The 20,712-nt window shown below is 71.7% G+C and carries 20 protein-coding genes; 6 read left to right on the top strand and 14 right to left on the bottom strand.

The window, feature by feature from the left end; genetic code table 11:
* The first annotated feature begins 15 nt into the window (after positions 1 to 15).
* Together AB0G10_RS13960 and AB0G10_RS13955 are read left to right on the top strand one after the other, a co-directional pair.
* On the top strand, positions 16 to 1,203 hold the full coding sequence (locus AB0G10_RS13960) for a hypothetical protein (RefSeq protein WP_360919922.1): 1,188 nt from the start codon (positions 16 to 18) through the stop codon (positions 1,201 to 1,203).
* Between the two features lie 69 nt (positions 1,204 to 1,272).
* Positions 1,273 to 1,515, top strand: a complete 243-nt coding sequence (locus AB0G10_RS13955; RefSeq protein ID WP_360919920.1) for a DUF1918 domain-containing protein — start codon at positions 1,273 to 1,275, stop codon at positions 1,513 to 1,515.
* Positions 1,516 to 1,615: 100 nt separating this feature from the next.
* Here the strand turns inward: AB0G10_RS13955 and AB0G10_RS13950 are convergent, their stop codons facing one another.
* The 7 genes from AB0G10_RS13950 to AB0G10_RS13920 form a co-directional block, all read right to left on the bottom strand.
* Complete coding sequence (locus AB0G10_RS13950; RefSeq protein ID WP_360919917.1) at positions 1,616 to 2,827, bottom strand: acyltransferase; 1,212 nt, start codon at positions 2,825 to 2,827, stop codon at positions 1,616 to 1,618.
* A 52-nt stretch (positions 2,828 to 2,879) separates the two neighbouring features.
* Entirely contained in the window at positions 2,880 to 3,875 is a 996-nt protein-coding gene (locus tag AB0G10_RS13945; protein ID WP_360919914.1) for an SDR family NAD(P)-dependent oxidoreductase, read from the bottom strand.
* Between the two features lie 50 nt (positions 3,876 to 3,925).
* Positions 3,926 to 4,720 (bottom strand): ABC transporter permease subunit, encoded by a 795-nt coding sequence (locus tag AB0G10_RS13940; protein WP_360919911.1) that lies wholly within the window; start codon positions 4,718 to 4,720, stop codon positions 3,926 to 3,928.
* Positions 4,721 to 4,725: 5 nt separating this feature from the next.
* Positions 4,726 to 5,616 carry an ABC transporter ATP-binding protein gene (locus AB0G10_RS13935; RefSeq protein WP_360919909.1) on the bottom strand — a complete coding sequence of 297 codons (891 nt, stop codon included), beginning with the start codon at positions 5,614 to 5,616 and terminating at the stop codon, positions 4,726 to 4,728.
* A 22-nt stretch (positions 5,617 to 5,638) separates the two neighbouring features.
* The gene (locus AB0G10_RS13930; protein ID WP_360919906.1) at positions 5,639 to 6,793 is read right to left on the bottom strand and encodes a site-2 protease family protein; all 1,155 of its coding nucleotides are present in this window, start codon (positions 6,791 to 6,793) and stop codon (positions 5,639 to 5,641) included.
* A gap of 120 nt (positions 6,794 to 6,913) precedes the next feature.
* Entirely contained in the window at positions 6,914 to 7,972 is a 1,059-nt protein-coding gene (locus tag AB0G10_RS13925) for a hypothetical protein (protein WP_360919903.1), read from the bottom strand.
* A gap of 80 nt (positions 7,973 to 8,052) precedes the next feature.
* Entirely contained in the window at positions 8,053 to 10,512 is a 2,460-nt protein-coding gene (locus AB0G10_RS13920; RefSeq protein WP_360919900.1) for a GNAT family N-acetyltransferase, read from the bottom strand.
* Between the two features lie 246 nt (positions 10,513 to 10,758).
* On the opposite strand from AB0G10_RS13920, the gene AB0G10_RS13915 reads away from it, so the two are divergent.
* The 3 genes from AB0G10_RS13915 to AB0G10_RS13905 all read left to right on the top strand — a co-directional run bounded on the left by AB0G10_RS13915 (position 10,759) and on the right by AB0G10_RS13905 (position 13,573).
* Positions 10,759 to 11,982 carry an ABC transporter ATP-binding protein gene (locus AB0G10_RS13915; RefSeq protein ID WP_360919897.1) on the top strand — a complete coding sequence of 408 codons (1,224 nt, stop codon included), beginning with the start codon at positions 10,759 to 10,761 and terminating at the stop codon, positions 11,980 to 11,982.
* A gap of 13 nt (positions 11,983 to 11,995) precedes the next feature.
* A complete protein-coding gene (locus AB0G10_RS13910; RefSeq protein ID WP_360919894.1) occupies positions 11,996 to 12,643 on the top strand; it encodes a phosphoribosyltransferase family protein in 648 nt (215 codons plus the stop codon).
* Between the two features lie 102 nt (positions 12,644 to 12,745).
* Positions 12,746 to 13,573, top strand: a complete 828-nt coding sequence (locus AB0G10_RS13905; protein WP_360919891.1) for an SPFH domain-containing protein — start codon at positions 12,746 to 12,748, stop codon at positions 13,571 to 13,573.
* Between the two features lie 52 nt (positions 13,574 to 13,625).
* Here AB0G10_RS13905 and AB0G10_RS13900 read toward each other — a convergent pair whose 3' ends face one another.
* Positions 13,626 to 13,988: a VOC family protein gene (locus AB0G10_RS13900; protein ID WP_360919888.1), complete on the bottom strand. Its 363-nt coding sequence runs from the start codon at positions 13,986 to 13,988 to the stop codon at positions 13,626 to 13,628.
* A 258-nt stretch (positions 13,989 to 14,246) separates the two neighbouring features.
* Here AB0G10_RS13900 and AB0G10_RS13895 point away from each other — a divergent pair, with 258 nt between their 5' ends.
* Complete coding sequence (locus AB0G10_RS13895; protein WP_360919885.1) at positions 14,247 to 15,140, top strand: universal stress protein; 894 nt, start codon at positions 14,247 to 14,249, stop codon at positions 15,138 to 15,140.
* Positions 15,141 to 15,190: 50 nt separating this feature from the next.
* Here AB0G10_RS13895 and AB0G10_RS13890 read toward each other — a convergent pair whose 3' ends face one another.
* From AB0G10_RS13890 to AB0G10_RS13865, 6 genes are read right to left on the bottom strand one after another with little or no spacing between them, the layout of a single operon-like run.
* Positions 15,191 to 15,655: a hypothetical protein gene (locus AB0G10_RS13890; RefSeq protein WP_360919883.1), complete on the bottom strand. Its 465-nt coding sequence runs from the start codon at positions 15,653 to 15,655 to the stop codon at positions 15,191 to 15,193.
* 1 nt (position 15,656) lies between these two features.
* On the bottom strand, positions 15,657 to 16,148 hold the full coding sequence (locus AB0G10_RS13885) for a GNAT family N-acetyltransferase (RefSeq protein WP_360919881.1): 492 nt from the start codon (positions 16,146 to 16,148) through the stop codon (positions 15,657 to 15,659).
* The gene (locus AB0G10_RS13880; RefSeq protein ID WP_360919879.1) at positions 16,096 to 17,400 is read right to left on the bottom strand and encodes a protein kinase; all 1,305 of its coding nucleotides are present in this window, start codon (positions 17,398 to 17,400) and stop codon (positions 16,096 to 16,098) included. Before AB0G10_RS13880 ends, AB0G10_RS13885 begins: the two co-directional genes overlap by 53 nt.
* A gap of 7 nt (positions 17,401 to 17,407) precedes the next feature.
* Positions 17,408 to 19,540, bottom strand: a complete 2,133-nt coding sequence (locus AB0G10_RS13875; protein WP_360919876.1) for a bifunctional polysaccharide deacetylase/glycosyltransferase family 2 protein — start codon at positions 19,538 to 19,540, stop codon at positions 17,408 to 17,410.
* Entirely contained in the window at positions 19,537 to 19,773 is a 237-nt protein-coding gene (locus tag AB0G10_RS13870; RefSeq protein ID WP_360919873.1) for a hypothetical protein, read from the bottom strand. The genes AB0G10_RS13875 and AB0G10_RS13870 overlap by 4 nt, the downstream gene beginning before the upstream one ends.
* Before the next feature lie 46 nt (positions 19,774 to 19,819).
* A complete protein-coding gene (locus AB0G10_RS13865; protein WP_360919870.1) occupies positions 19,820 to 20,647 on the bottom strand; it encodes a universal stress protein in 828 nt (275 codons plus the stop codon).
* Between the last annotated feature and the right edge of the window lie 65 nt (positions 20,648 to 20,712).

The raw sequence follows: 20,712 nt of genomic DNA, 5'->3' as shown, positions 1-20,712 counted from the left end.
GCCGAGGAGGAGGACATGCGCGTACGAAATCGAATCTCCACCGTGTTGTCGGCGGCGTTGCTGAGCATCGCCGTCGCCGCACCCGCACCCGCGGCAGCGGCGGCCGCACCGCAGACGGCGGTCCCGCAGACGGCAGCCCCGCAGGCCGCGACCGGCCGCCTCATCGCCCTGCGCACGCTGGGTGGCCGCGAATCGACGGCCGGGCAGGCCAACGCCCGTGGCGACCTGGCCGGCAGCACCCAGAACCGCGCGGGCACGTGGCAGGCCGCCGTCTGGTGGCAGGGCCGGCGCAATCCCATCGCGCTGCGGGTCCCCGACGCGTCGGCGTGGGCGATCAGCGACAACCGCTACATCGCCGGGGAGATGAATCGCGGCCGGGGCGGCATGTTCCGGTGGCACAAGGGCAAGGTCACCTACCGCTGGAATCCGGCCGGCACCCGCTACTACGTGGCGTCGGTCAACAACCGCGGCCAGGTGGTCGGCACCGCCTTCTACGACGACGGCTCCTCTCGCGCCTTCCTCTGGCAGCGCGGGCGGCTGACCCTGCTGGCCCAGCCCGCCGGTGCGCGGAGCGAAGGTGTCGCGGTGAACAACCACGGTCAGGCCATCGGCGTCGTGACGCCGAAGGGCACCTGGAACGCGAAGGCGGTGCTGTGGCAGCACGGCCGGTTGCGGTGGCTGGGCACCCTGGGCGGCGCACGCAGCGAGGCGGTCGCGATCAACGACCGCGGCCAGGTTGCCGGCGACAGCCAGACCAAGGATTCGTTCATGGACCACCCGTTCCTGTGGCAGCACGGCCGGATGACCGACCTGCTGCGCGGCACCGCGGCGACTTCCGGCGACGCAACCGCCATCAACCGGCACGGTGTGGTCGCCGGAAGGGTGCAGTTCGCCACCGGCCACGGCAACCGGGCGGTGCTCTGGCGACACCACCGGATGACCGTTCTGCCGGTGCCGGGACAGTCCATCTTCGCCGAGGTCATCAACGACCGTGGTGAGGCCGGTGGCACGGCGTGGAACGTGAATCCCGCCGGTGGCGGCGACTTCGGTGTGCCGTTCCGCTGGAGCAAGGGCCGGGTCACGGTGTACCCGCGACCGGCCGTCGACCGCGAGGTTCGGGTCATCGGCATCAGCCGGTACGGAACCATGTCCGTCCTGCTGGTGAGCAGGGCGAAAGGGTCCCAGCTCTTCCGCACGGCATGAACGGGCGGACGGCGGGCGCGCGGTGCGCGCCCGCCCGGCCCGCAGGGACGGCACCGGGGAGGCCCGATCATGAGAGCCAGGGTCGGAGACCACGTCATCATCGACGGCGGACCGGTCGGGGAACACCGGCGGGTCGGCGTCGTCACGACGCTCGTGCACGCCGACGGGCGGCCCCCGTACTACGTGCGCTGGTTCGAGGACGGCCACGTCAGCGTGGTCTTCGCCGGCCCCGGGGGTCCGGATCGTGGCCGGAACCTAGGAGGTGCGTGGCGGGGGAGCACGCCCAGAGTGGACGCTTCGACCTCGCGGTGACCGTCGATCGGGCGCCGTCCGCGGTCTACGCCTGCTCGCCGACATCCAGGACGCCGAGCCGCTCCCGCGCCGGCCGCTGGTCCAGGAGCCTCCCGGCGGGTCAGAGGAGCCGGGCGGCGAGCGGCACCCGGCTGATCAGCAACCAGCTGAGGCCGTACGACCCGGCGATCCCTGCCACCGCCACCACCAACGCCTTGACCTCGGCCGGCGCCGGCGCCGCCCGGAGCGTGACGGCCAGCGCGAACAGCACCAGCCCCTGCACCATGAAGGCGCCGTAGGCACTGCGCGCGACGGCCGGTCCCCAGCGGCGCGGCCGGCGGCCCAGATGGGTCTGGGCCGCCGCCAGCAGCCACACCGGCCCGAACACGGCGATCACGGTCTCGCCGGCGACGAACAGCAGTGCGGGCCAGCGCCACCCGCCCGCGAGTTGGTCCTCGGTAATCCCGGTGGCGAGCACCACGCCCAGGAAGGTCCCTGCCGCCACGGCGGCCGCGAGTGTCACCGCCCGGCACCGCCGGCGTAGCCGGTCCGGCACCGTGGTCGCCCACCCGTGCCGGGACATGGCGACCCCCAGCCCGAACAGCGCGGCGCAGAGAGGCCATTCCCATAGATTGACATCGATGTATGGGCTGTCCGTCTCGTAGGGCAGCACGAGCCGGAGCAGGAACGTCACCACCACCACGGCGGCGGTGAGGGTGAGCAGATCTCGGGCGCGGGCCTCGCCCGGCCCCGGCCATCGCCGGCCCCGGCCGATCGTCACACCCGCGGCATAGGCCAGGGAGAACATCAGCAGGGCGCCGATGAACCACAGGACGCCGGTGTCCAGGGTGCCCACCACGCGCAGATACGCCGGATAGGAGACGTCGACATGGCCGGCCAGCCGGAACAACGCGTACTCCAGGTACGGCCACAGCAGCAGCGCGAACACCGCGAAGGGCACGCCGAGCCGGAGCAGGCGGCTCCGGGCGTATCCGGCGACGCCGTGCCGGCGCAGTGACGGCGGGGTGAGAAGGCCGGCGATCAGGAACAGCAGCGGAATCACGATCATGCCGAACGGGACCGCCACCGCCATGAGGACACCGACCGTGACCGGCGACAGGGTAACCTCGCGGACGTCGGAGTAGGACCACCAGTCGAACGCCGAGTAGCCGATCAGGGCGTGCCCGCCGATCACCGCCGCCACCAGGATGACCTTCAGATCATCCAGGTAGAGGCTGCGGCCGGACGCCCAGCGGCTGAGCGCCGCGCTCCGTCCTGCGGGTGCGTCGCGGTCCGGGTTGCCGCCGCGGGAGGCCATGGCCGTCAGTCTCATGACCCCGGCGGGAATCCGCCAGGGCCGGAGGTCCCGTAGGTCGCCGTGCCGTTCACCGGGGGGATCGGGCGAGGTGGTACCGGGCCAGATTGTCCGGATCGAGGAACCAGGCGACGGTCGTCTTGAGGCCGTCGTCGAGGCTGTACCGGGGCCGCCAGCCGGTGTGGTCACGCAGTCTGGTGCTGTCGCAGACCAGGCGCCGGGCCTGCGAGCGTGGCGGGTGGACGCGGCGGCTCTCCAGGAGCACCGGCACCCGGCGGCCGGCGAGCTCGCCGGCGCGGGCCGCCAGGTCACCGATCGAGATCTCCTGTCCGGACCCGGCGTTGAACGTCTCGCCGATCACGGTCGTCGCGGGGGCGGCGCCGACGGCGAGGAAGGCGGCGACGATGTCGGCCACGAAGGTGAAGTCGCGGGTGGGCGCGGTGGCGCCGAGGCGGATCTCGCTCGCGCCGGCCAGCAGCTGGGCGATCACGGACGGGATGAGGGCTCGCGCGGGCTGGCGCGGGCCGAAGGTGTTGAACGGCCGCAGCGTCACGGCCGGCACTCCGAAACTGAGGTGATAGCTCTCGACCAGTTTGTCGGCGGCGACTTTGGACGCTGCGTACGGCGACGGGGCCTGCACGGGATGGCTCTCGGTGATCGGGACGCCCTGCGCGGTGCCGTAGATCTCGCTGCTCGAGGTGTGGATCAGTCGCTCGCATCGTTCGGCGCGCACCGCTTCCAGGACGTTGAGGGTGCCCAGGACGTTGGTGTTCAGGTAGGACCGCGGCGCCAGGTAGGAGTACGAGATCGCGGTCAGCGCGGCCAGGTGATAGACGGTGTGCGCACCGCGCACCAGCCGTGCCACGCCGGCCGGATCCTCGACATCCCCGGCGAGGATCTCCACCTCGGCCAGCACATCCGGGGGGAGCGTGTCCAGCCAGCCCTCGCTGTCGAAGGCGTTGTGGCGGACCATCGCGCGGACCCGGTATCCGTTCGCGACCAGCCCTTCGGTGAGGTGCGAGCCGATGAATCCGTCCGCACCGGTGACTGCCACCGTGCCGGCCATGTCGTCATCCCTTTCCGATGCTGTTCCCGCGGCCTGCGGGAACAGGGGTCTCAATGGGCGACCGCGATGTCGCGCCGGGCGAACCGGGGCATCGCCGCCGCGACGAACAACAGCGCCACCGCGGGCATGAGCAGGTAGGCCGGCCGGAAGCCCGCCCCGATCGGGCCGCCGCTCATGGCCTGCTCGAACGGGGACAGCGACTGCCAGGGATCGATCGCCTGGACCAGCTTGCCCGCGACGTAGAGCAGATAGCCGGCGACCGCGGCCGCCGCGCCGACGCCGATCGCGACCGGACGCCGCCCGGTCACCGCGCCGACGGCCAGGGCGAGGCACCCGAACTCCCAGGCGAGCAGCACCGTGGCCACCGTCGCGGACAGCAGCGGCACCAGGCCGATGCCGAGGCCGAACAGCAGCGAGCCGAGGACGATCGCCGCGTACAGCACGGCGCCGAGGATCAGCAGCCCTGCCAGTAGGGCCCCGGTCTGCTGAAGCAGCAGGCCGGTGGTGGTCACCGGGGTCACCAGCAGCACGTCCAGGGTGCCGGCCTCCTCCTCGCCGGCGATGGCCCGCGCGCCGCGTCCGATCGCGTACGTGAGGAATAGCACGGGAACGAGCGCGCTGAACAGTTCCGCGTTGACGAAGCCGGTGCCGGTGCCGAACTCCTCCATGTTGAACAGCTTCCGCATCGCCTCCGGGTAGCTGTCCAGGAACTGCCCCAGCTCCGGCATCCTGCCGATCGACGGCCACAGCGCCGTCTCGAGCAGAACCATCAGAGTCAGGCCGACGCCCCAGCCGATCAGGGCACGCCGCTGGTCGTACAGAGCCTTGATGAGAACGGAGCGCATCGCGATCACTCCCGGGTGTCGAAGTAGCTGAGGAAGACGTCCTCGAGGTCCGGTTCGTGCGTGACGATCTGCTCGATCCCGTACGGCGACGCCGCGTTGAGCAGTTGTGTGGTGTGCCCCTCGACGACCAGGTGGGCGGTTCTGCCGACCACGGTGACATCACGGACGGCGGGGATCCGGTGCAACATCGCGTCCGGTGGGGATCCGACGAAGGTGAGATCGATGCGGCGTACCGCCTGAGCCTTGAGCTTCTCGACCGCCTCGACCAGCGCGAGCCTGCCCCGCACGAGTATGCCGACCATGTCGGCGACGGCCTCGACCTCGTACAGGTTGTGGGAGGACAGGAACACCGTGCGGCCCTGCTCCCGTGCCTCGCGGACCAGCGTGAGGAACTCCCGCTGCACCAGGGGGTCGAGGCCGGCCGTGGGCTCGTCCAGGACGAGCAGGGCGGGTGAGTGCATGAACGCCTGCACGATGCCGACCTTCTGCCGCGTGCCGTGCGACATCGCACCGATGCGTACGCCCAGGTCCAGGTCCAGCCGGTCGGCGAGCGACCGGGTGCGAGCCCGGTCCGGGCCGCCGCGCAGATGACCGAGATGCTCGAGATACGCCGCCGCGGTGAGCCGGGGATAGGCGGTGAAATCTCCCGGCAGATAGCCGATCTGCCGTTGCGCCTGCTCGCGTTCCCGGACCACGTCGAACCCACCGACCGCCGCGCGCCCGCCGGTGGGCCGCAGCAGGCCGGCGAACAGCCGGATCGTGGTGGTCTTGCCGGCCCCGTTCGGGCCGAGATAGCCGAAGACGACGTCGTCGGGCACGATGAGGTCCATCGGCGCGAGGGCCGCCCGGGAGCGGTAGGTCTTGCTCAGTTGCCAGGTCTGGATCGCGGTTCCCACGATGCCCTCCGCAAAGATGAGGTCACGCGGCGGGATCGGCGCTGCGCCGTTCCGCCGGAAGCACGCCGAGCCGGGTCACACCCGCCACGCGGGCGATGTCACCTGCGGTGAGGACGCCGCAGGGCCGGCCCTGGTCGACGATCACCAGGGTCCGGAGACGGTTGTTCATATCGCTGATGACGTCCAGCACCGGCGCGTCCGGCTCGGCGCACGCCAGGCGCGCCGCCGGAATCATGATGCGGGTGAGCCGGGTCGTGCTGCGCAGCTCCGCCGGCACCGCCGCCAGGCCAGCGGTGGTGACCATGCCGGCAAGAAGGCCGTCGATGTCGATGACCGGGTAGGCACGGTGGGGGCAGAACCGTGCCGTACCCGCGGCGAACTCGGCCACCGTGTGCCCGGTGTAGCCGCACACGGCAGGTGCGCTCATGGCGTCGCCTGCCCGGACGTCGTGCAGCAGTGCGGCCAGCTCGGTGCCGTTCTGCTCACTGCGGGCGGCGACGACGAGGTACCAGCCGAGCAGCACGAACCAGAGGCCTGTCGTCGTCGCGGAGCCGAGGAGCAGAATCAGGCCGAGGCCGCTCAGCGCGAGGCCCAGGACCATGCCACTCCACGCGGCGATCCGCTGGGCCGCGACGCGGTCGCCCCGGAGCCACCACAGAGCCGCCGCGAGAATCCGCCCGCCGTCGAGCGGTGCGCCCGGCAGAGAGTTGAACAGCGCCAGCACGACGTTGGCGCCGGCGAGCCAGGCGAACCCGAAGGGAAGCAGATCGGAACTCAGCAGCCGTGCCGGGAACGACATCGCCGCGAACATCGCGGCCAAGGCCAGGCTGAACGCCGGGCCAGCCAGGGCCACGAGCATTTCGGTACGAGGCCGCCGCCTCGTATCGTCGATCACGGATACCCCGCCGAGCGCCCACAGGGTGATCGAGTCGACCCCGATGCCGAAGCGCTGCGCGGTCAGGGCGTGCGCGAGCTCATGACCGGTCAGGGCGATGAGGAGCAGCACCGCGATCCAGGCGGCGGTCAGCCAGTACGCGGCCACGGGATAACCGGGTACTGCGGTGGGCAGCAGGGTGACCGCAAGCCCGTCGATGAGAAACGCCAGGATCAGCAGCACAGACCAGTGCACGCCCACGGGGATCCCGTGGATCCTGCCGAGCCGGATGGTCTGCCGCATCGCGGCCACCTTCCTCGCCTCAGTCGACGACCTGCCGGTCTGCCGTCCCGCACCGTCCATGCTGGCAGTGCCGGCCTGCCCCGGACAGGGTCCTTCGGCCTGCCTGCGGACATCCGGGTGTCACGGCCGCAGCAGGGCCGCGACTCCGCCACTCGCGCCGAGGACGCGGGCTGCCTCGCCGGCGGCCAGGGTGACGTCACCGTCGCCGCGCAGCGTGTGTTCGATCATCTCGTCGGCGGCACCTCCGCTCGCCGCGTCCAGCAGCAGGCGGCGTACCCGGCCCTGCCGCGCGGCGCGCAGGGTGTCCGCCGGACCGGTGGTCGCCGCGCCACCGGCGTAGGCCATGTCGCAGGCCTGCCGGGCGAGCCGGGCGTGGGTCTGATCGCGGGCCGCGTTCAGGTCGGCGGCGGTCGATGCGGCGATCCGCGACGGCGCCAGCCCCGCGGCGATGACGTGTCCGGCGGTCACCACGCGGGTGTGGGGCAGAGGCGGCAGCCCGGCGACGAAGGCGGCGACCAGGTCGCCGTCGCCGGTGACCAGCAGATGCTCCCAATCTGTCCGGGCGCAGTGGTGGATCAGCGTGCCGGCGCTCTCGGCCAGGAACCGTTCGAGGTGGGCGGAGGCCCGCCGGTCCTCGAGATCGCGGTGCGTGCCGCTGCGGCGGCCCGGGCGGGTGCCGGCGGCGACCCCGGGCGAGACCAGCGATGGGTACGGCAGTGCGCTGATCTCCTCAGCGACACCGACCCGGTGGTCGATCAGCCGGACACCGTGGCCGGTGACCGCGACGATGCCGGCCGGGGATCCCGCACTGTACGCGGTGGCGAGCGGGCGCAGGTACGCGGACTGCCCGAGCCGGACGCCGTTGCCGAGCGGCCACTGAAGCTGGAACAGGCGCACGCCGCCGCCCTGTATCCCGGCGAACAGGGCACGCCCGCGGCCCGGCGCCGCGGCGTCCAGCAGCCGGTTCAGCTCCGGTCGCAGCGTGGACAGGCGTTGTCGCAGTGCCGCGTCCGGCGGCGTGCGGCCCAGTTCTGCCAGCAGGTGCGGGATGCTCACCTGCCAGGGTGCCGGCACCGCAGTCTCCGCTTGGGGGTCGGCAGTCACGTACACCGACAGGATGCCGCCGGGATCGTGCAGACGGGCCAGTTCGTGCAACTGCTGTGTGCGGATCACGGACATCGCGTCACCTCCGCGGGATACCTCAAGGTTAGAAACCACGGCTGACGCGGACAGGGTCCGAAGTCCTGTTCTCCCTGCACTCAGCCGCGGGCTGCCGCGGAGAGCCTGCGCACCGAGGGGTCGGAATCCGCCGCGGCGCGTGTGAGACGCAGGGATGCGCCGGTGACCGTGATCCCGCCCGGGCCGGTCGGCGCCGGCGTCAATTCCACCTCGGCGATCTCCGGGTGGTTCTCGGCGAGCAGGCTCAGCCGCAGCAGTAGTTCCTCCAGGGCGGCCGTGTCCACCGGCGGACCGTCGCGGCGGCCGGTCAGCAGGCGTGCGGCGCGCAGATCGCTCCACATCCGCCGGGCGTCGAGATCGGTCAGCGGTACGAGTCGCAGACTGTGACCGTCGAGCAGGCCGGCCGGGGTGCCTCGCAACGCGAGCCGTACCACCGAGCCGAACAGCGGGTCGTGCCGGATCCCGGCGGTCATCGTCAGGGCGGGGGCGGCGGACGTCGTGGGCGCGACGCTGATGCCGTAGGCGTTCAGAATGCCGTGTACGGCGTCGCGGGGAAGGACGTCGTCGCCGGCGGCGAGGGCCTGATCGATCCCGGCCTGGGCGCATCTCCGATCGATACCGGCCAGGTGTGGCCGGCGCCCGAGCGGTTGCCGGCGCCAGGCCGCGTACTGGTGAGCGTACGCCAGGGCCCGGATCGCGCGATCCGGCGCCGTGAAGACCGGCGCGCCTCTCCCGCCGAAGAGGTGGAGATCGTCGACGCTTCCGGTGACGACCGCCGCGATCGTGAGGTCGGGATGGTCGTCGACGACGTCGCCGAGTGCCTTGACGATGCCCGCCGGGACGTTGGCCCTGGTCGCCACGATGATCAGCAGGAGGATGTCGGCCTCGCCGCTGTTCGCGACGATCTCGGCTGCTGAGGCGATCGCCGCCGCGCCGGCGTCCATCCCGAGGTCCACCGGGTTGTCGCGGCCGCGGGGAAGCTCGCGGCGCGTCGCGCGGGTCAGCGGCGACACGGTGAAACCGAGTGCCTCGGCGCTGTCGGCGGCGAGCACGTTCAACCCGCCACCGTTGCCGACGATCGCCATCCGGCGTCCCGCCGGCAGCGGCTGATCGATGAGCATCCGCGCCGTGTCCAGCACCTCCTCCATGCCGGTGGTGCGGATGACGCCGGCCTGGGTGAACAGGGCCTCGACCGTCTCGCGGGAGCCGGCCCGTCCGGCGCGGGACCGCCCGCTCTCCAGTGCGAGAACGGGTTTGCGCAGGCTGAGGGCGCGGACCGTGCGGGCGAACTTGCGCGGATTGCCGAAGGACTCCAGGTGCAGGGCCACCGCCCGGGTGCGTGGGTCGTCGTACCAGTACGCGATCAAGTCGTTGCTGCTGACGTCGAGTTTCTCCCCCAGGGCCACGAAGGTCGACACCCCGCATCCGCTCTCGGTCGCCGCCGCCAGCATCGCGATGCCGACGGCGCCGGACTGCGACGCCATGGCGAGGCCGCCGACCGGTGGTCGCACCGGGGACATGCAGGCATTGAGCCGGATACGGGGATCCGTGCTGATCAGGCCGACGGTGGCCGGGCCCAGCAGCCGCATCCCGTGTTCCCGGGCGATCTTGAGGACTTCGGCGCGGCGGCGGCGATTGACGGCTCTCGCGGCGCCGAATCCCTTGCTGAGCACGACGGCGCTGCGCACGCCACGCCGCCCGGCCGCGTCGAGGATACCGGGCACCAGGTCGGCCGCCACCGCGATCACCGCGAGGTCCGGCGCCTCGGGAAGGTCGGCCAGGTGACGATGGGCGTGAATGCCGCAGACCGGCATGCCGTGCGGGTTGACGGCGTACAGGCGGCCGGGGAAACCGTAGTCTCGCAGCGCGCACAGCACCTCGTGGCCGACACCGCCGTGGTGCCGGCCGGCGCCGACCACCACGACCGATTCCGGGGCCAGCAGTGAGCGCAGGGAGGCGCGCTCGGCGACCCGCTCCCGGGCGTCGACGGCCTCGTCGAATGCCGGTTGGTCGGTGAGATCGACGTCCAGGCGGACCAGCCCGGCGCCGGCCTTGGTCCGCGCGTGGGCATGGAAGTCCTGGATGAGACGCTGGGCGCCGGTGTTGGCGCGCAGCGTGGACCCGACGAACTCGGTGATGCCGGCGCGGCGCGCCCGAGCGGCCAGGAACTCGAGCAGGAGTGTGCCGATCCCGCGGCCGTGCTGATCGTCGGCGACGAAGAGCGCGATCTCGGCCATCCGGCTGCCGGGGTCGAGACGGGCGCAGGATGCCACACCGATCAGGGCGGGGCCGTCCAGGGCGACCACCGACAGGCGGTCGCCGGTCTCCGGCCGGCACAATGAGTCCAGTTCGGCGGTCAGGGTCGCCCGGCCCGGCACGATGAAGAACCGTAGCCACAGGTTGCGCCGGGACGCACCGGCGTACAGGGCGGCCAGCGCTGCCCGGTCGCCCGGCCGGACCGGCCGGATGGTGACGATTCCGCCGTCGGATGCCAGCGTGTCGGCGTCCTCGGGATCGTCGATGAACGCATCGGTCGCCATCGTGATCACGCCTTCGTGTCGCCTGACTGCCCTCAGGGTGGGGCGTTCGGACTCAGCCGTCCAGGGCCGACAGGCCCTTGCCTTCGGTGTGCGCCGTACCGGCCTGGACGTCACCTCCTCGATCCGGGCCGATCGACCCTGGTCGATCGTGGGTGCGCCTGCCCACGCTCGAAGGTGACACGCGGCCCGTGCGATTCGCGAGGAAGGGCGTCGGACCTGCCGGACTGCCTGAGGGGAGGAGGCGGCATGTCCGTCGTGCGGCTGGACCACCTCACGAAGGTGTTCTCCGGTAAGACCACGGCTGTCGACGACCTCAGTCTCACCATCGGCGACGGCGAGTTCCTGGTACTCGTCGGGCCGTCGGGTTGCGGTAAATCGACGGTGTTGCGGATGATCGCCGGGCTGGAGGAGATCAGCGCGGGGAACGTGTTCATCGACGGTGAGCGGGTGACCGACTGGGCGCCCAAGGAACGCGACATCGCCATGGTGTTCCAGAACTACGCGCTCTATCCGCACATGACGGTGCAGGAGAACATGGCCTTCGCCCTCAAGCTGCGGCACGTTGATCCCGTAGAGCTGCGCGCTCAGGTCACCGACACCGCGCACCTGCTCGGCCTGCACGATCTGCTGGACCGTAAGCCCAAGGCGCTTTCGGGTGGCCAGCGCCAGCGGGTCGCCATGGGCCGGGCGTTGGTCCGCAAACCACGGGTCTTCCTGCTCGACGAGCCGCTGTCGAACCTCGACGCCAAGCTGCGGGTATCGATGCGCGCCGAGCTGGCCCGGCTGCACCGGCGATACCGGATCACCACCGTCTATGTCACCCATGATCAGGTGGAGGCCATGACGCTCGGCGATCGTATCGCCGTGATCGACAACGGCCGGCTGCAACAGGTCGGTAGGCCGGAGGAGCTGTACCTGAAGCCGGCCAACCGGTTCGTCGCCGGTTTCATGGGTTCACCCAGCATGAACTTCGCGACTGTCCACCTGCGTCCCGGTGACCCGGTCGCCATCGCCCTGGACGGTTCCGAATTCCCGATGGCCGGGGCGTTGCGCCGCTATCCGGGCCTGACCGCGTACCTGGACGAGTCCGTGGTGGTCGGCCTGCGCCCGTCGGCGTTCTCGCTGGCCGGCCGGGACTCGGCCGCGGTGATCCAGGTTGTTCCGCTGGGCGTGGAGGCGCTCGGCGACGAGAAACACGTGTTGTTCGAGGCGCCCAGCGGCGGTACGGCCGCTGCGCACCCCGGTGACGTCGAGGTGCCGGTCGCGGTGGACGACACCACCGGCTCCCGGCTCTGGACTGCCAAGGTCAAGCAACACGCTGACCTGGTGATCGGCCGGCCCGTCCGGCTCGCAGTGGATCTTGATGCGGCGTACTTCTTCGACGTCGGCACCGGCCAGGCCGTCCCGCGGCAGGAACCGGACAGCTCGGCGGCGGAGTCGATGCCGGAGCCTGCGGCGATCAACGGCTGACCGGAGGTGCGTGATGTTTCGTGATCGGCGGGAGGCCGGTCGGCTGCTCGGTCACGTGCTGGCGGATCTGCGCGGCAGCGACGCTGTCGTGCTGGGACTGCCCCGTGGCGGTGTCGTCGTGGCGTTCGAGGTGGCCCGGCTTCTCGACCTCCCACTGGAGGTGATCGTTGTTCGCAAGGTCGGTGTTCCATGGCAGCCTGAGGTGGCCATGGGTGCGGTCGGCGAGGACGGTGCCACCATCGTCAACCAGGGCCTTCTGGACTCCAGCCGTATCGACCCCCAGGTGGTGGCCGCCACGCAGGCCCACGCCTGGGTCGAGCTCGAGCATCGGGTGAAGGCGTTGCGTGGTGACCGGCCCCGGATCGCGCTGCACGCGAGGACCGCGGTCGTGGTCGACGATGGGATCGCCACGGGCGCGACGGCCCGGGTCGCCTGCCGGGTCGCCCGGGCGCTGGGGGCGGGCAAGGTGATCGTGGCGGTGCCGGTCGCGCCGCAGGAGGCGACGGGTGCCTTCGCCGAGGTGGCCGACCGAGTGGTGTGCCTGCGGCAGCCCACCGACTTCGGAGCCGTCGGCCGGTTCTACAAGGACTTCCGCCCGGTCAGCGATGACCAGGTCGTGCACCTGCTGGACGTGGCACGACGCAACCCCTGCCGGGGTTGAGGAACCGGGCCGAAATACCCTGCCGGCGCCGGAGGTCGCGGATCGAAGCTGGAATGAGCCGGGCGGCTGCCCGGTCTGCCACCGGTCGAAGGAGCGTGAATCATGGAGACCTGGTGGATCGTCGCGGGCGTCGCCGTCGTCGTGCTGGTGCTGCTGTGGCTCAGCCTGCAGGTCGTTCAGCAGTACCAGCGTGGAGTGGTCTTCCGGTTCGGGCGGGTGTTGGAGCCGCCTCGCGAGCCGGGCCTGCGGTTCATCATCCCGCTGGTGGATCGCATGGTGAAGGTGTCCATGCAGACCGTCGTGATGCCAGTTCCCGCGCAGGGTTCGATCACCCGGGACAACGTCACGTTGACGGTGGACGCGGTGGTCTACTACCGGGTCCTCGACCCGATCCGGGTGCTGGTCAACGTGCGGGCGTACGGTGCGGCGGTGTTGCAGGTGGCGCAGACGTCGATGCGCTCGGTCATCGGCCGGGCCGACCTGGACACGGTGCTCGGCGACCGGGAGCGGATCAACGCGGAGCTCAAGGCGGCGATCGACGCCCCGACCGAGAAGCCCTGGGGGGTGCTGATCGAGCGGGTGGAGGTCAAGGACGTGGCGCTGCCGGACTCGATGAAACGGTCGATGTCGCGACAGGCCGAGGCGGAACGGGAACGCCGGGCGCGGGTGATCGCCGCTGACGGGGAGTACCAGGCGTCCCGGCGGCTGGCCGATGCGGCTCAGGCCATGGCGGCGACTCCGGGTGCGTTGCAGTTGCGGCTGTTGCAGACGGTCGTGGATGTGGCGGCGGAGAAGAACAGCACGCTGGTCATGCCGTTCCCGGTCGAGTTGCTCCGCTTCTTCGACCGGGTGAGCCGGCCGGGACAGGCGACGGCGGCCGAGCAGAAGGGGTTCAACGGGTCGTTGGCGACGGTGGAATCCTCCCGATGAACGGTCAGCGGGTGCACGGCCTCCGGGCCGCGCACCCGTGTGCCGCGCCGGTTCAGCTGCCGATCAGCGGCGCGCCCTGCAGCAGCCCGACGGTGTTGCCCGCCGGATCCTGGAAGAGCGCGAACGTGAGGGAGTCGTTGATCCGGGTGGGCGGCTTGAGCAGGGTACCGCCGCTCTCGATGATCGTGTGCAGTGTCGCGGTCAGATCCGTGACGTCGATGTAGATGGTGACGTACGCCGGCATCCCCGGCGGCGTCTGCATCAGCCCGCCGCCGGTTCCCCCGCCGACCGGTTCGACCAGACAGTAGTCCTCGCCGGCGTCGTCGATGGTCCAGCCGAATGTCTTGGCGTAGAACTCGCGCAGTGCGGGCAGGTCCCGCCCACCGATCTCCCAGTGCATCACCGCGTTGGTCATGGCGATCACCTCGTTGTGATTGATCGTGTGCCGTCAGTGTGTGCCGTCGGGCGGGGGAGCGGGCAGGGCCGGTGGTCCCGAAAGTGCTGAGCAGGGGCTGATGGCCCGCGATCCGGTCCGGTCAGCACTGTCCGGGCGGGGTGGATCGCGGTGTCATGGAGGTGAGGAGCGTCGGCAGCGTCGCCGGCGCCCCGCTGGTTTCCGGGGTGCCGTTCTCGTTCCCGGCGCGGATCGCGCAGAGGGGCTCGGGAGGCTGCCATGAGCGAGCTCGGCAAGTTCGAGGTGGAGCAGGAGGCGCGACACCAGGCAGGTGCCTCGCGCCGGAGCACGGCATACGGCGAGGTGATCAACCGTTACCTCGGCTCGTTCTCCTACACCGACCCTTACACCGCCGTGCCGGCGGCCGGCCCTGCCGAGCCCGCCACGGTGCCCGGCACGGTGGTGGTGGGTGTCGACGACACGGCGGGGGATCATGTCGCCGTGGACCACGCGGCGATCGAGGCCGGCTTGCGGGGGCACGCCCTGCTGATCGCTCATGCCGGAACACCGCCGCGGGACTCCCAGCTGCTGCGCCGCCTCACCCGGCGGGTGCGGGAGCGGGCGCCGGAACTGGCCGTCACCACCCGCATCACGGTGGGTATGGGCGCCAGTGAAGTGCTGCTGTCGGCTGCCGCCGGCACCGATTTGATCGTGGTCGGTCACCGGCACGGGCCGCTCGCGGGTGTGCTCCGGCACAGCGTCGCGGATCGTGTCGCGGATCGGCATCCCGGACCGGTGCTGGTCGTGGGGGTGTCCGACGCGGTGGCAGGGCCGGAGCCGGCCGGACGGCCGTTGATCGTCGGCATCGACGGCTCGGGAACCTCGGCCGAGGCGACGTCATTCGCGCTGTGCGAGGCGCGCATCCGCGGCTGCACGGTGGTCCTGCTGCACGTCACCGATGAGCCCGCCGGTGTGCCGGACCGCTCGGAGCGGATCGGTGGTGTCGCCGTGCTGCGTCGTACCGTGGTCGGTGACCCGGCGGCCGAGCTGGTCGAGGCCTCCACCCGGGCCGCCGCGCTCGTGATCGGCCGGGCAGCCGGACGTCACCGGCTCGGCCCGGTGGGTCGTTTCGTGCTGCACCACGGGCACTGCCCGGTGTTCCTGGCCGGATGACGCGCCGCAGGTGGCCGGGGCCGGTGGGTGCACCCACCGGCCCCGTACCGTCATCGATCGGCGGGGCGGGCGTGTGCCACCGGCCGGCCGTGCAGGGCGCCTGCCAGCCGCACGCTCTGCGCGATCAACCCGATGACACTGCCGGCGACACCCACGACGAGCACCACGCGGGTCAGCAGCGCCCAGTCGAACGCCGCGGTGCCGAAGTCGAACGGAAAGACCCGCCACAGGGCGATCAGCGCCGGCAACCCGGCGGCCGTGGAGAGGATGCCGCCGAGCGCGACGAGCCAGGGCGGGTCGGCCACCAGCTCGGTGAGATCGACGACCAGACCCACGATGAGGGAGAGGTTGACCAGCGGGATGACGCCGGCGGTGTCCGCGGTCAGGAACGGCACCGCGTCCCAGCCGGGAGCGCCGTTGATCAGATAGAGCATGACCACGGCGAGCGCCGCGGCGACGCCGTAGCCGGTGCGGCGCGCCGCCACCGGCGGCCGGGTCTTCTCGGTGGTGTTCATGTCAGTCCTCCTGGCGTGCGAGGCGGTAGAGATGAGAGTCGCGGACCCGGAATCCCAGACGTTCGTAAAGGTGGTTGGCCGCGGGGCGGGATGGCCGCGACGTGAGGTCGACGGTCCGTGCCCCGGCGTCGTGCGCGATCCGGACGGCCCGCTGGATCAGGGCGGTGCCGGCGCCGTGGCCACGAGCGGCCTCATCGACGACGACGTCCTCGATCCAGGCCCGCACCCCGGTGGGTATCGGGAACACGACGAGGGTGAGGGTGCCGACGATCGCGCCGCCGGCACGCGCTATCAGCAGGTGATTGCCCGGCCGGCCGGCGACGGCCCGCACCGTCGCTGCGGTGACGGGCGCCGCGGTCCTGGACAGCTGGGGCACCAGCCTGCCGAGGGCGTCGACGAGCTCGCTGGTGACGTCCCGGACGACCTCGATGCGGACGCGGCTACGCTCCGGCCCGCGGGGCCGTGGAGCTGGGGCTGCTTGCCGGGGGTTCACTGCTGACCTCCTTGGAGGGTGACGCGGGCGGCGGCGGGGAGCTGCTCGCCGGCGTGGGTGAGCTGGTCACCGGTACGGGGGAACTGCCGTCCGGGGTGGGCGAGCTGGGGGGAGCCGTGGTGGTCGCCGGCCGGCTGGTCTGCCCGCCCGCGCCGCCGTTCTGCGGTGGGCGGGCTGGTGGGGTCGCGGACGGTTCGGCGGGAACCGAGGCGGACGGCACCGAGGTGGACGGCACCGGGGTGGCGGGGAACCAGTCGAACGGGTCGGCGAAGGCCAGGACACTGCCCGCCCCGATCAGCACCAGCAGGGCGGCCAGCACGGCGATGAGTGCCGGTCGGCCGCGCGCGGCGGGCTGGTCCGCGGGCGCTGCCGAGCTCGCCCGCACGGTCGTGGCCGCCGGCGTGATCAGCATCGTGGCGGACTCCGCCGGCGCCGCACCGGCGAGCCGATCGGCGGCCGCGGCCATGGCCGCCGCCGACGCGAAGCGTTGCTGCGGGTCCTTGGCGAGAGCTGTGAAGACCAGGTCCCGGACCTGCGGAGGCACGTCCGCGGGCAGGGCGGGCGGCTGGTCGCGCAGGTGCTGCAGGGCCACGGCCACCGCCGTCCCGCCCAGGAACGGCGGATGCCCGGCGAGGCAGTGGTATGCCACGGCGCCCAGGGCGTACACGTCGGCGGCCGGGCCGACCGGGCTCTGCGAGACCTGCTCCGGCGCGATGTAGTTCGCGGTCCCGACGACCTCGCCCGCGGCGGTGCGGGCCTCGGAGCGTGCCGACCGGGAGATGCCGAAGTCCACCAGGACGACGGCGCCGTCCGGCTGAATGATCAGATTGCCGGGTTTGACGTCGCGGTGCACGATGCCGGCACCGTGCACGGCCTGCAGGGCCCGTCCCGCCTGCGAGACGATCGACAGGGTTTCGGCGGGCGAGAGCCGGCCCTGTTCACCGATCCTGCGGTCCAGCGGCACCCCGTCCACCCGCGCCATCACCAGGTAGGCGTCCTGGTCCGGCTCCTGGCCGTAGTCGTACACGTCAGCGATGCCCGGATGGTGCAGCGCGGCCATGGCCTGTGCCTCGTGCCGGAACCGGGTCTGGAACTGCGGGTCGGCCGCCCGGTCGGCGTGCATGGTCTTGACGGCGACGTCGCGGCCCAGGGTGGTGTCGGTCGCGCGCCACACCTCGCCCATGCCACCGGAGGCGATCCGGTCGTCGAGGCGGTACCGGCCGCCGATCAGCTCTCCCGATTGGTGTCCCATGACGACCTCACTTCATCGGTACGGCGACCTCCCCGGTACGGCGCAGCTTCTGCCAGTGCAGGCGTTGTCCGGAGAAGGCGGTCAGGGCGGAATGGATGAGCACGAGATACATCAGCTGGCGGTAGAACACCTGCTGCAGCGGCAGCGTCCACAGCGGGGTCGCCGGCTCGTGGTCGAGGCGGAACGCCACCACGGCGGTCACCGTCTGCGCGGCCATCATGGCCAGCCATCCCCAGACGGCCTCCGGGCGGTCGAGGAAGACCGCCCCGTAGACGGTCATGATGTCGATGAGCGGCGCGAGCAGCGGCAGCAGCACCGTGAAGAACACCACGAAGGGCAGGCCGGGGGGCTTGCCGGTGAGCACGGCTCGGCGGTGCTTCCACAGCGCCTGCATCGTGCCGAAGCTCCACCGGTACCGTTGCCGCCACAGCTGCCGCAGACCGGTGGGCGCCTCGGTCCAGGCGCGGGCCGCGTCCTCGAACACCACCCGCCATCCGGCGCGGTGCACGGCGATGGTGAGGTCGGTGTCCTCGGCGAGGGTGTCGGTGTGCAGACCACCCGCGTCGTGCAGGGCGGTGCGGCGGAACGCGCCGAGCGCGCCGGGGACGGTGGGGATGCACCCGAGGGTGTCGTAGAGCCGCCGGTCGAGGTTGAAGCCGATCACGTACTCGATGTGCTGCCACCGGCCCAGCAGCCCGTGCCGGTTACCGACCTTGACGTTTCCGGAGACCGCTCCGACGCGGGGGTCGGCGAACGGCTGCACCAGCCGGTGGATCGCGTCCGGTTCCACTACGGTGTCGGCGTCCACCATGACGATCAGGTCGTGGTGGGCGAAACCCGTGCCGGTGTTGAGGGCGCTGGCCTTGCCTCCGGAGGGGACGCTGATCACGCGTACATTGCCCAGCTTTTGATCTTCAACGACCTGGGCGGTGCCGTCGGTGGAGGCGTCGTCGATGACGATGACCTCGACGCCCGGGTGGGCCGACAGCGCGAGGGAGCGCACGGCCGGTGCGATCGTGGTGGCTTCGTTGAACGCCGGCACGATGATGCTCACCGGGTCGGTGACCGGTGGTCCCCAGCTCCAGGACGGTGTGCGTCGCCGGTGCGCGTGCTGCACCGCCAAGATCAGAACCATGAGGGTACGGGCGGCGAACAGCACCCCGGCGATGAGCAGCAGCAGCCAGAGCAGCCGCAGCGTGACATCGGCGATCCCGACCATCGCGACGGCCGCGCCACCACGCAGGGTCTGCGCCGTGGTGGCCGGCGGGTCGGTCACCGGACCGCGGCCCCGCAGTGTCTCCGAGACCGTGACGAAGCGGTAGCCGCGTTGCTGGAGCTGCGGGATCAGCCGGTCCAGGGCGGCGATCGTCTGCGAGCGGTCACCGCCGGCGTCGTGCATCAGCACGACTGCGCCGGCGTCACCGCGCGGGGTGGCCCGCCGGATGATCGTGTCGGCGCCGGGGCGCCGCCAGTCCTCACTGTCCAGATCGCTGAGCACGGTCAGCAGGCCGTCGAGGCCGGTGTCGCGGAGGGCGGCCACGTCGGTGTTGTCCAGCGCGTCGTTCGTCGAGGAGTACGGCGGCCGGTACAGGGTGCTGGCGCGCCCGGTCGCGTAGGCGACCACCGACCGGGTGGTGCTGAGCTCGAAGCCTTGCCGCCAGGCCGGCAACGCCGTCAGACGGGGGTGGGTGAAGGTGTGCACACCGATCTCGTGGCCCTCGTCGGTGATCCGCCGGGTGAGATCGGTGTTGCGGACCACGCGGGACCCGAGGACGAAGAAGGTGGCGTGGGCCTGGTGGTGCCGCAACACGTCGAGGATCTGCGGGGTCCACGCCGGGTCCGGTCCGTCGTCGAAGGTCAGCGCGATGGTCTTCGGCGGCGCCCGGTAGGTGGCCGGCTCGGGGCCGGTGAGATCGATGATCGGGCCGCCCACGTGCACGACGGCGGGCACCGCGTCGTACGGGCGGACTCCCCGGGGCGCGCTGTCCGGGATGTACAGCGACGGGATGGAGGCCTCCACCATCAGCATGTTGACGAGCGCCGCGAGCAGCACGAACACGACCAGAGCGCGGGGCAGCAGCCGCCGGCGGGGCGCCGCGGGTGCCTGCTCGGTGGGCCGGGTGCCCGGGTAGACGCTCATCCGAGGATCCCGTCACCGAGCTGGCTGAACCAGAAGGCCAGCAGCAGCACGAAAAGGGTGATGGCGACGGTGTAGGAGAGGCGCCGCAGTCTCCGGTGACGGGTGCCGCCGGGATCGGCGAAGACCGGTGGCGGCAGCTCGCCGAGCGGCGCGATGTCGGTGCGGGCGTTCTCGAGCGGCGGCACCCGGGCGGCGACACGACCGGTGTGAACCCGCCCCGCGACCCGTCCCACTGCGCGGGGTGTTCTCCGGCCCGAACGCCTCCCCATACCGTCGACGCTAGGCGGCGGCCGGGTGTACGCGCACGTCCCGTAAGGCTCCACTGTCCGGGACCTCCGGCACCCACGGCACCCCGCGGACCACCACGACGGGGGCGCTGCCGTGGTGCAGCAGCGTCTGCGTGACCGACCCGAGCAGACCTCGGTACGGTCGCCGCCCGCGAGCGCCCACCACGATCAGACCGGCGGTGCCGGACTCGCGGCGCATGACCTCGATCGGGTCGCCCTCGACGAGGCGCATCTGCGCGGGTATCCCGTACTTCTGGACCCGGGCCTCGACCAGGGTGCCGACCGCCACGTCGCGAGGGTCGCCCGGATCCTGCCAGGCGTGCATCACGATCAATCCGGTGCGCCGGTGCGCTGCCATGTCGAACGCGACGTCCAGCGCGGCCTCGGCGTTGTCGGCGCCGCTGACACCGGCCAGCACGGGGCCGTCGCGAACGGGTGACGCGCGGGTGACCATGACGGAGACGGTGGCGCGTGCGGCGAGCTGGATCGGCAGGGTGTCACGGGGAAGGCAGACGTGCGACTCGAGGTCACCGTCGCCGACGACCATGAGCACCGCACCGCGGGACCGGCGCAGCAGGCCCTGTAGCGGAGGGCCTTCCACGAGTTCGGTGTCGACCGTGAGGAGCGGTGCGGCGTCGGCCGCCTGCTCGGCAGCCTGCTCCAGCAGCCGGGCGGGGGAGGTCTGCGGCGTGCCGGTCAGTGCCGGAAGCCAGTTGAAGGCGTGCAGCAGACGTAGCGAGTACCCATGCACGGCCGCTTCCTCGGCGGCGATCCGCACGGCGCGCCGGCTGGACCGTGACCCGCTCACTCCGGCGATCACCAGAGGTGACGATGAGGTGCCCATGGCTCACCTCCCGGTCGGTGGCCTCCACGGTAGGCCGCAAA

The sequence above is a fragment of the Actinoplanes sp. NPDC023714 genome, from assembly GCF_040639855.1.
GTDB lineage: Bacteria > Actinomycetota > Actinomycetes > Mycobacteriales > Micromonosporaceae > Actinoplanes.
This window is presented reverse-complemented; position numbering and strand designations above follow the sequence as displayed.

Excerpts from the sequence above, each read along its gene's own strand:
- AB0G10_RS13940 (WP_360919911.1), bottom strand. The coding sequence starts at position 4,720 with ATGCGCTCCGTTCTCATCAAGGCTCTGTACGACCAGCGGCGTGCCCTG.
- AB0G10_RS13910 (WP_360919894.1), top strand. The coding sequence starts at position 11,996 with ATGTTTCGTGATCGGCGGGAGGCCGGTCGGCTGCTCGGTCACGTGCTG.
- AB0G10_RS13895 (WP_360919885.1), top strand. The coding sequence starts at position 14,247 with ATGAGCGAGCTCGGCAAGTTCGAGGTGGAGCAGGAGGCGCGACACCAG.
- AB0G10_RS13905 (WP_360919891.1), top strand. The coding sequence starts at position 12,746 with ATGGAGACCTGGTGGATCGTCGCGGGCGTCGCCGTCGTCGTGCTGGTG.
- AB0G10_RS13950 (WP_360919917.1), bottom strand. The coding sequence starts at position 2,827 with ATGAGACTGACGGCCATGGCCTCCCGCGGCGGCAACCCGGACCGCGAC.
- AB0G10_RS13875 (WP_360919876.1), bottom strand. The coding sequence starts at position 19,540 with ATGAGCGTCTACCCGGGCACCCGGCCCACCGAGCAGGCACCCGCGGCG.
- AB0G10_RS13930 (WP_360919906.1), bottom strand. The coding sequence starts at position 6,793 with ATGCGGCAGACCATCCGGCTCGGCAGGATCCACGGGATCCCCGTGGGC.
- AB0G10_RS13925 (WP_360919903.1), bottom strand. The coding sequence starts at position 7,972 with ATGTCCGTGATCCGCACACAGCAGTTGCACGAACTGGCCCGTCTGCAC.
- AB0G10_RS13920 (WP_360919900.1), bottom strand. The coding sequence starts at position 10,512 with ATGGCGACCGATGCGTTCATCGACGATCCCGAGGACGCCGACACGCTG.
- AB0G10_RS13880 (WP_360919879.1), bottom strand. The coding sequence starts at position 17,400 with ATGGGACACCAATCGGGAGAGCTGATCGGCGGCCGGTACCGCCTCGAC.
- AB0G10_RS13890 (WP_360919883.1), bottom strand. The coding sequence starts at position 15,655 with ATGAACACCACCGAGAAGACCCGGCCGCCGGTGGCGGCGCGCCGCACC.
- AB0G10_RS13945 (WP_360919914.1), bottom strand. The coding sequence starts at position 3,875 with ATGGCCGGCACGGTGGCAGTCACCGGTGCGGACGGATTCATCGGCTCG.
- AB0G10_RS13915 (WP_360919897.1), top strand. The coding sequence starts at position 10,759 with ATGTCCGTCGTGCGGCTGGACCACCTCACGAAGGTGTTCTCCGGTAAG.
- AB0G10_RS13960 (WP_360919922.1), top strand. The coding sequence starts at position 16 with ATGCGCGTACGAAATCGAATCTCCACCGTGTTGTCGGCGGCGTTGCTG.
- AB0G10_RS13900 (WP_360919888.1), bottom strand. The coding sequence starts at position 13,988 with ATGACCAACGCGGTGATGCACTGGGAGATCGGTGGGCGGGACCTGCCC.
- AB0G10_RS13955 (WP_360919920.1), top strand. The coding sequence starts at position 1,273 with ATGAGAGCCAGGGTCGGAGACCACGTCATCATCGACGGCGGACCGGTC.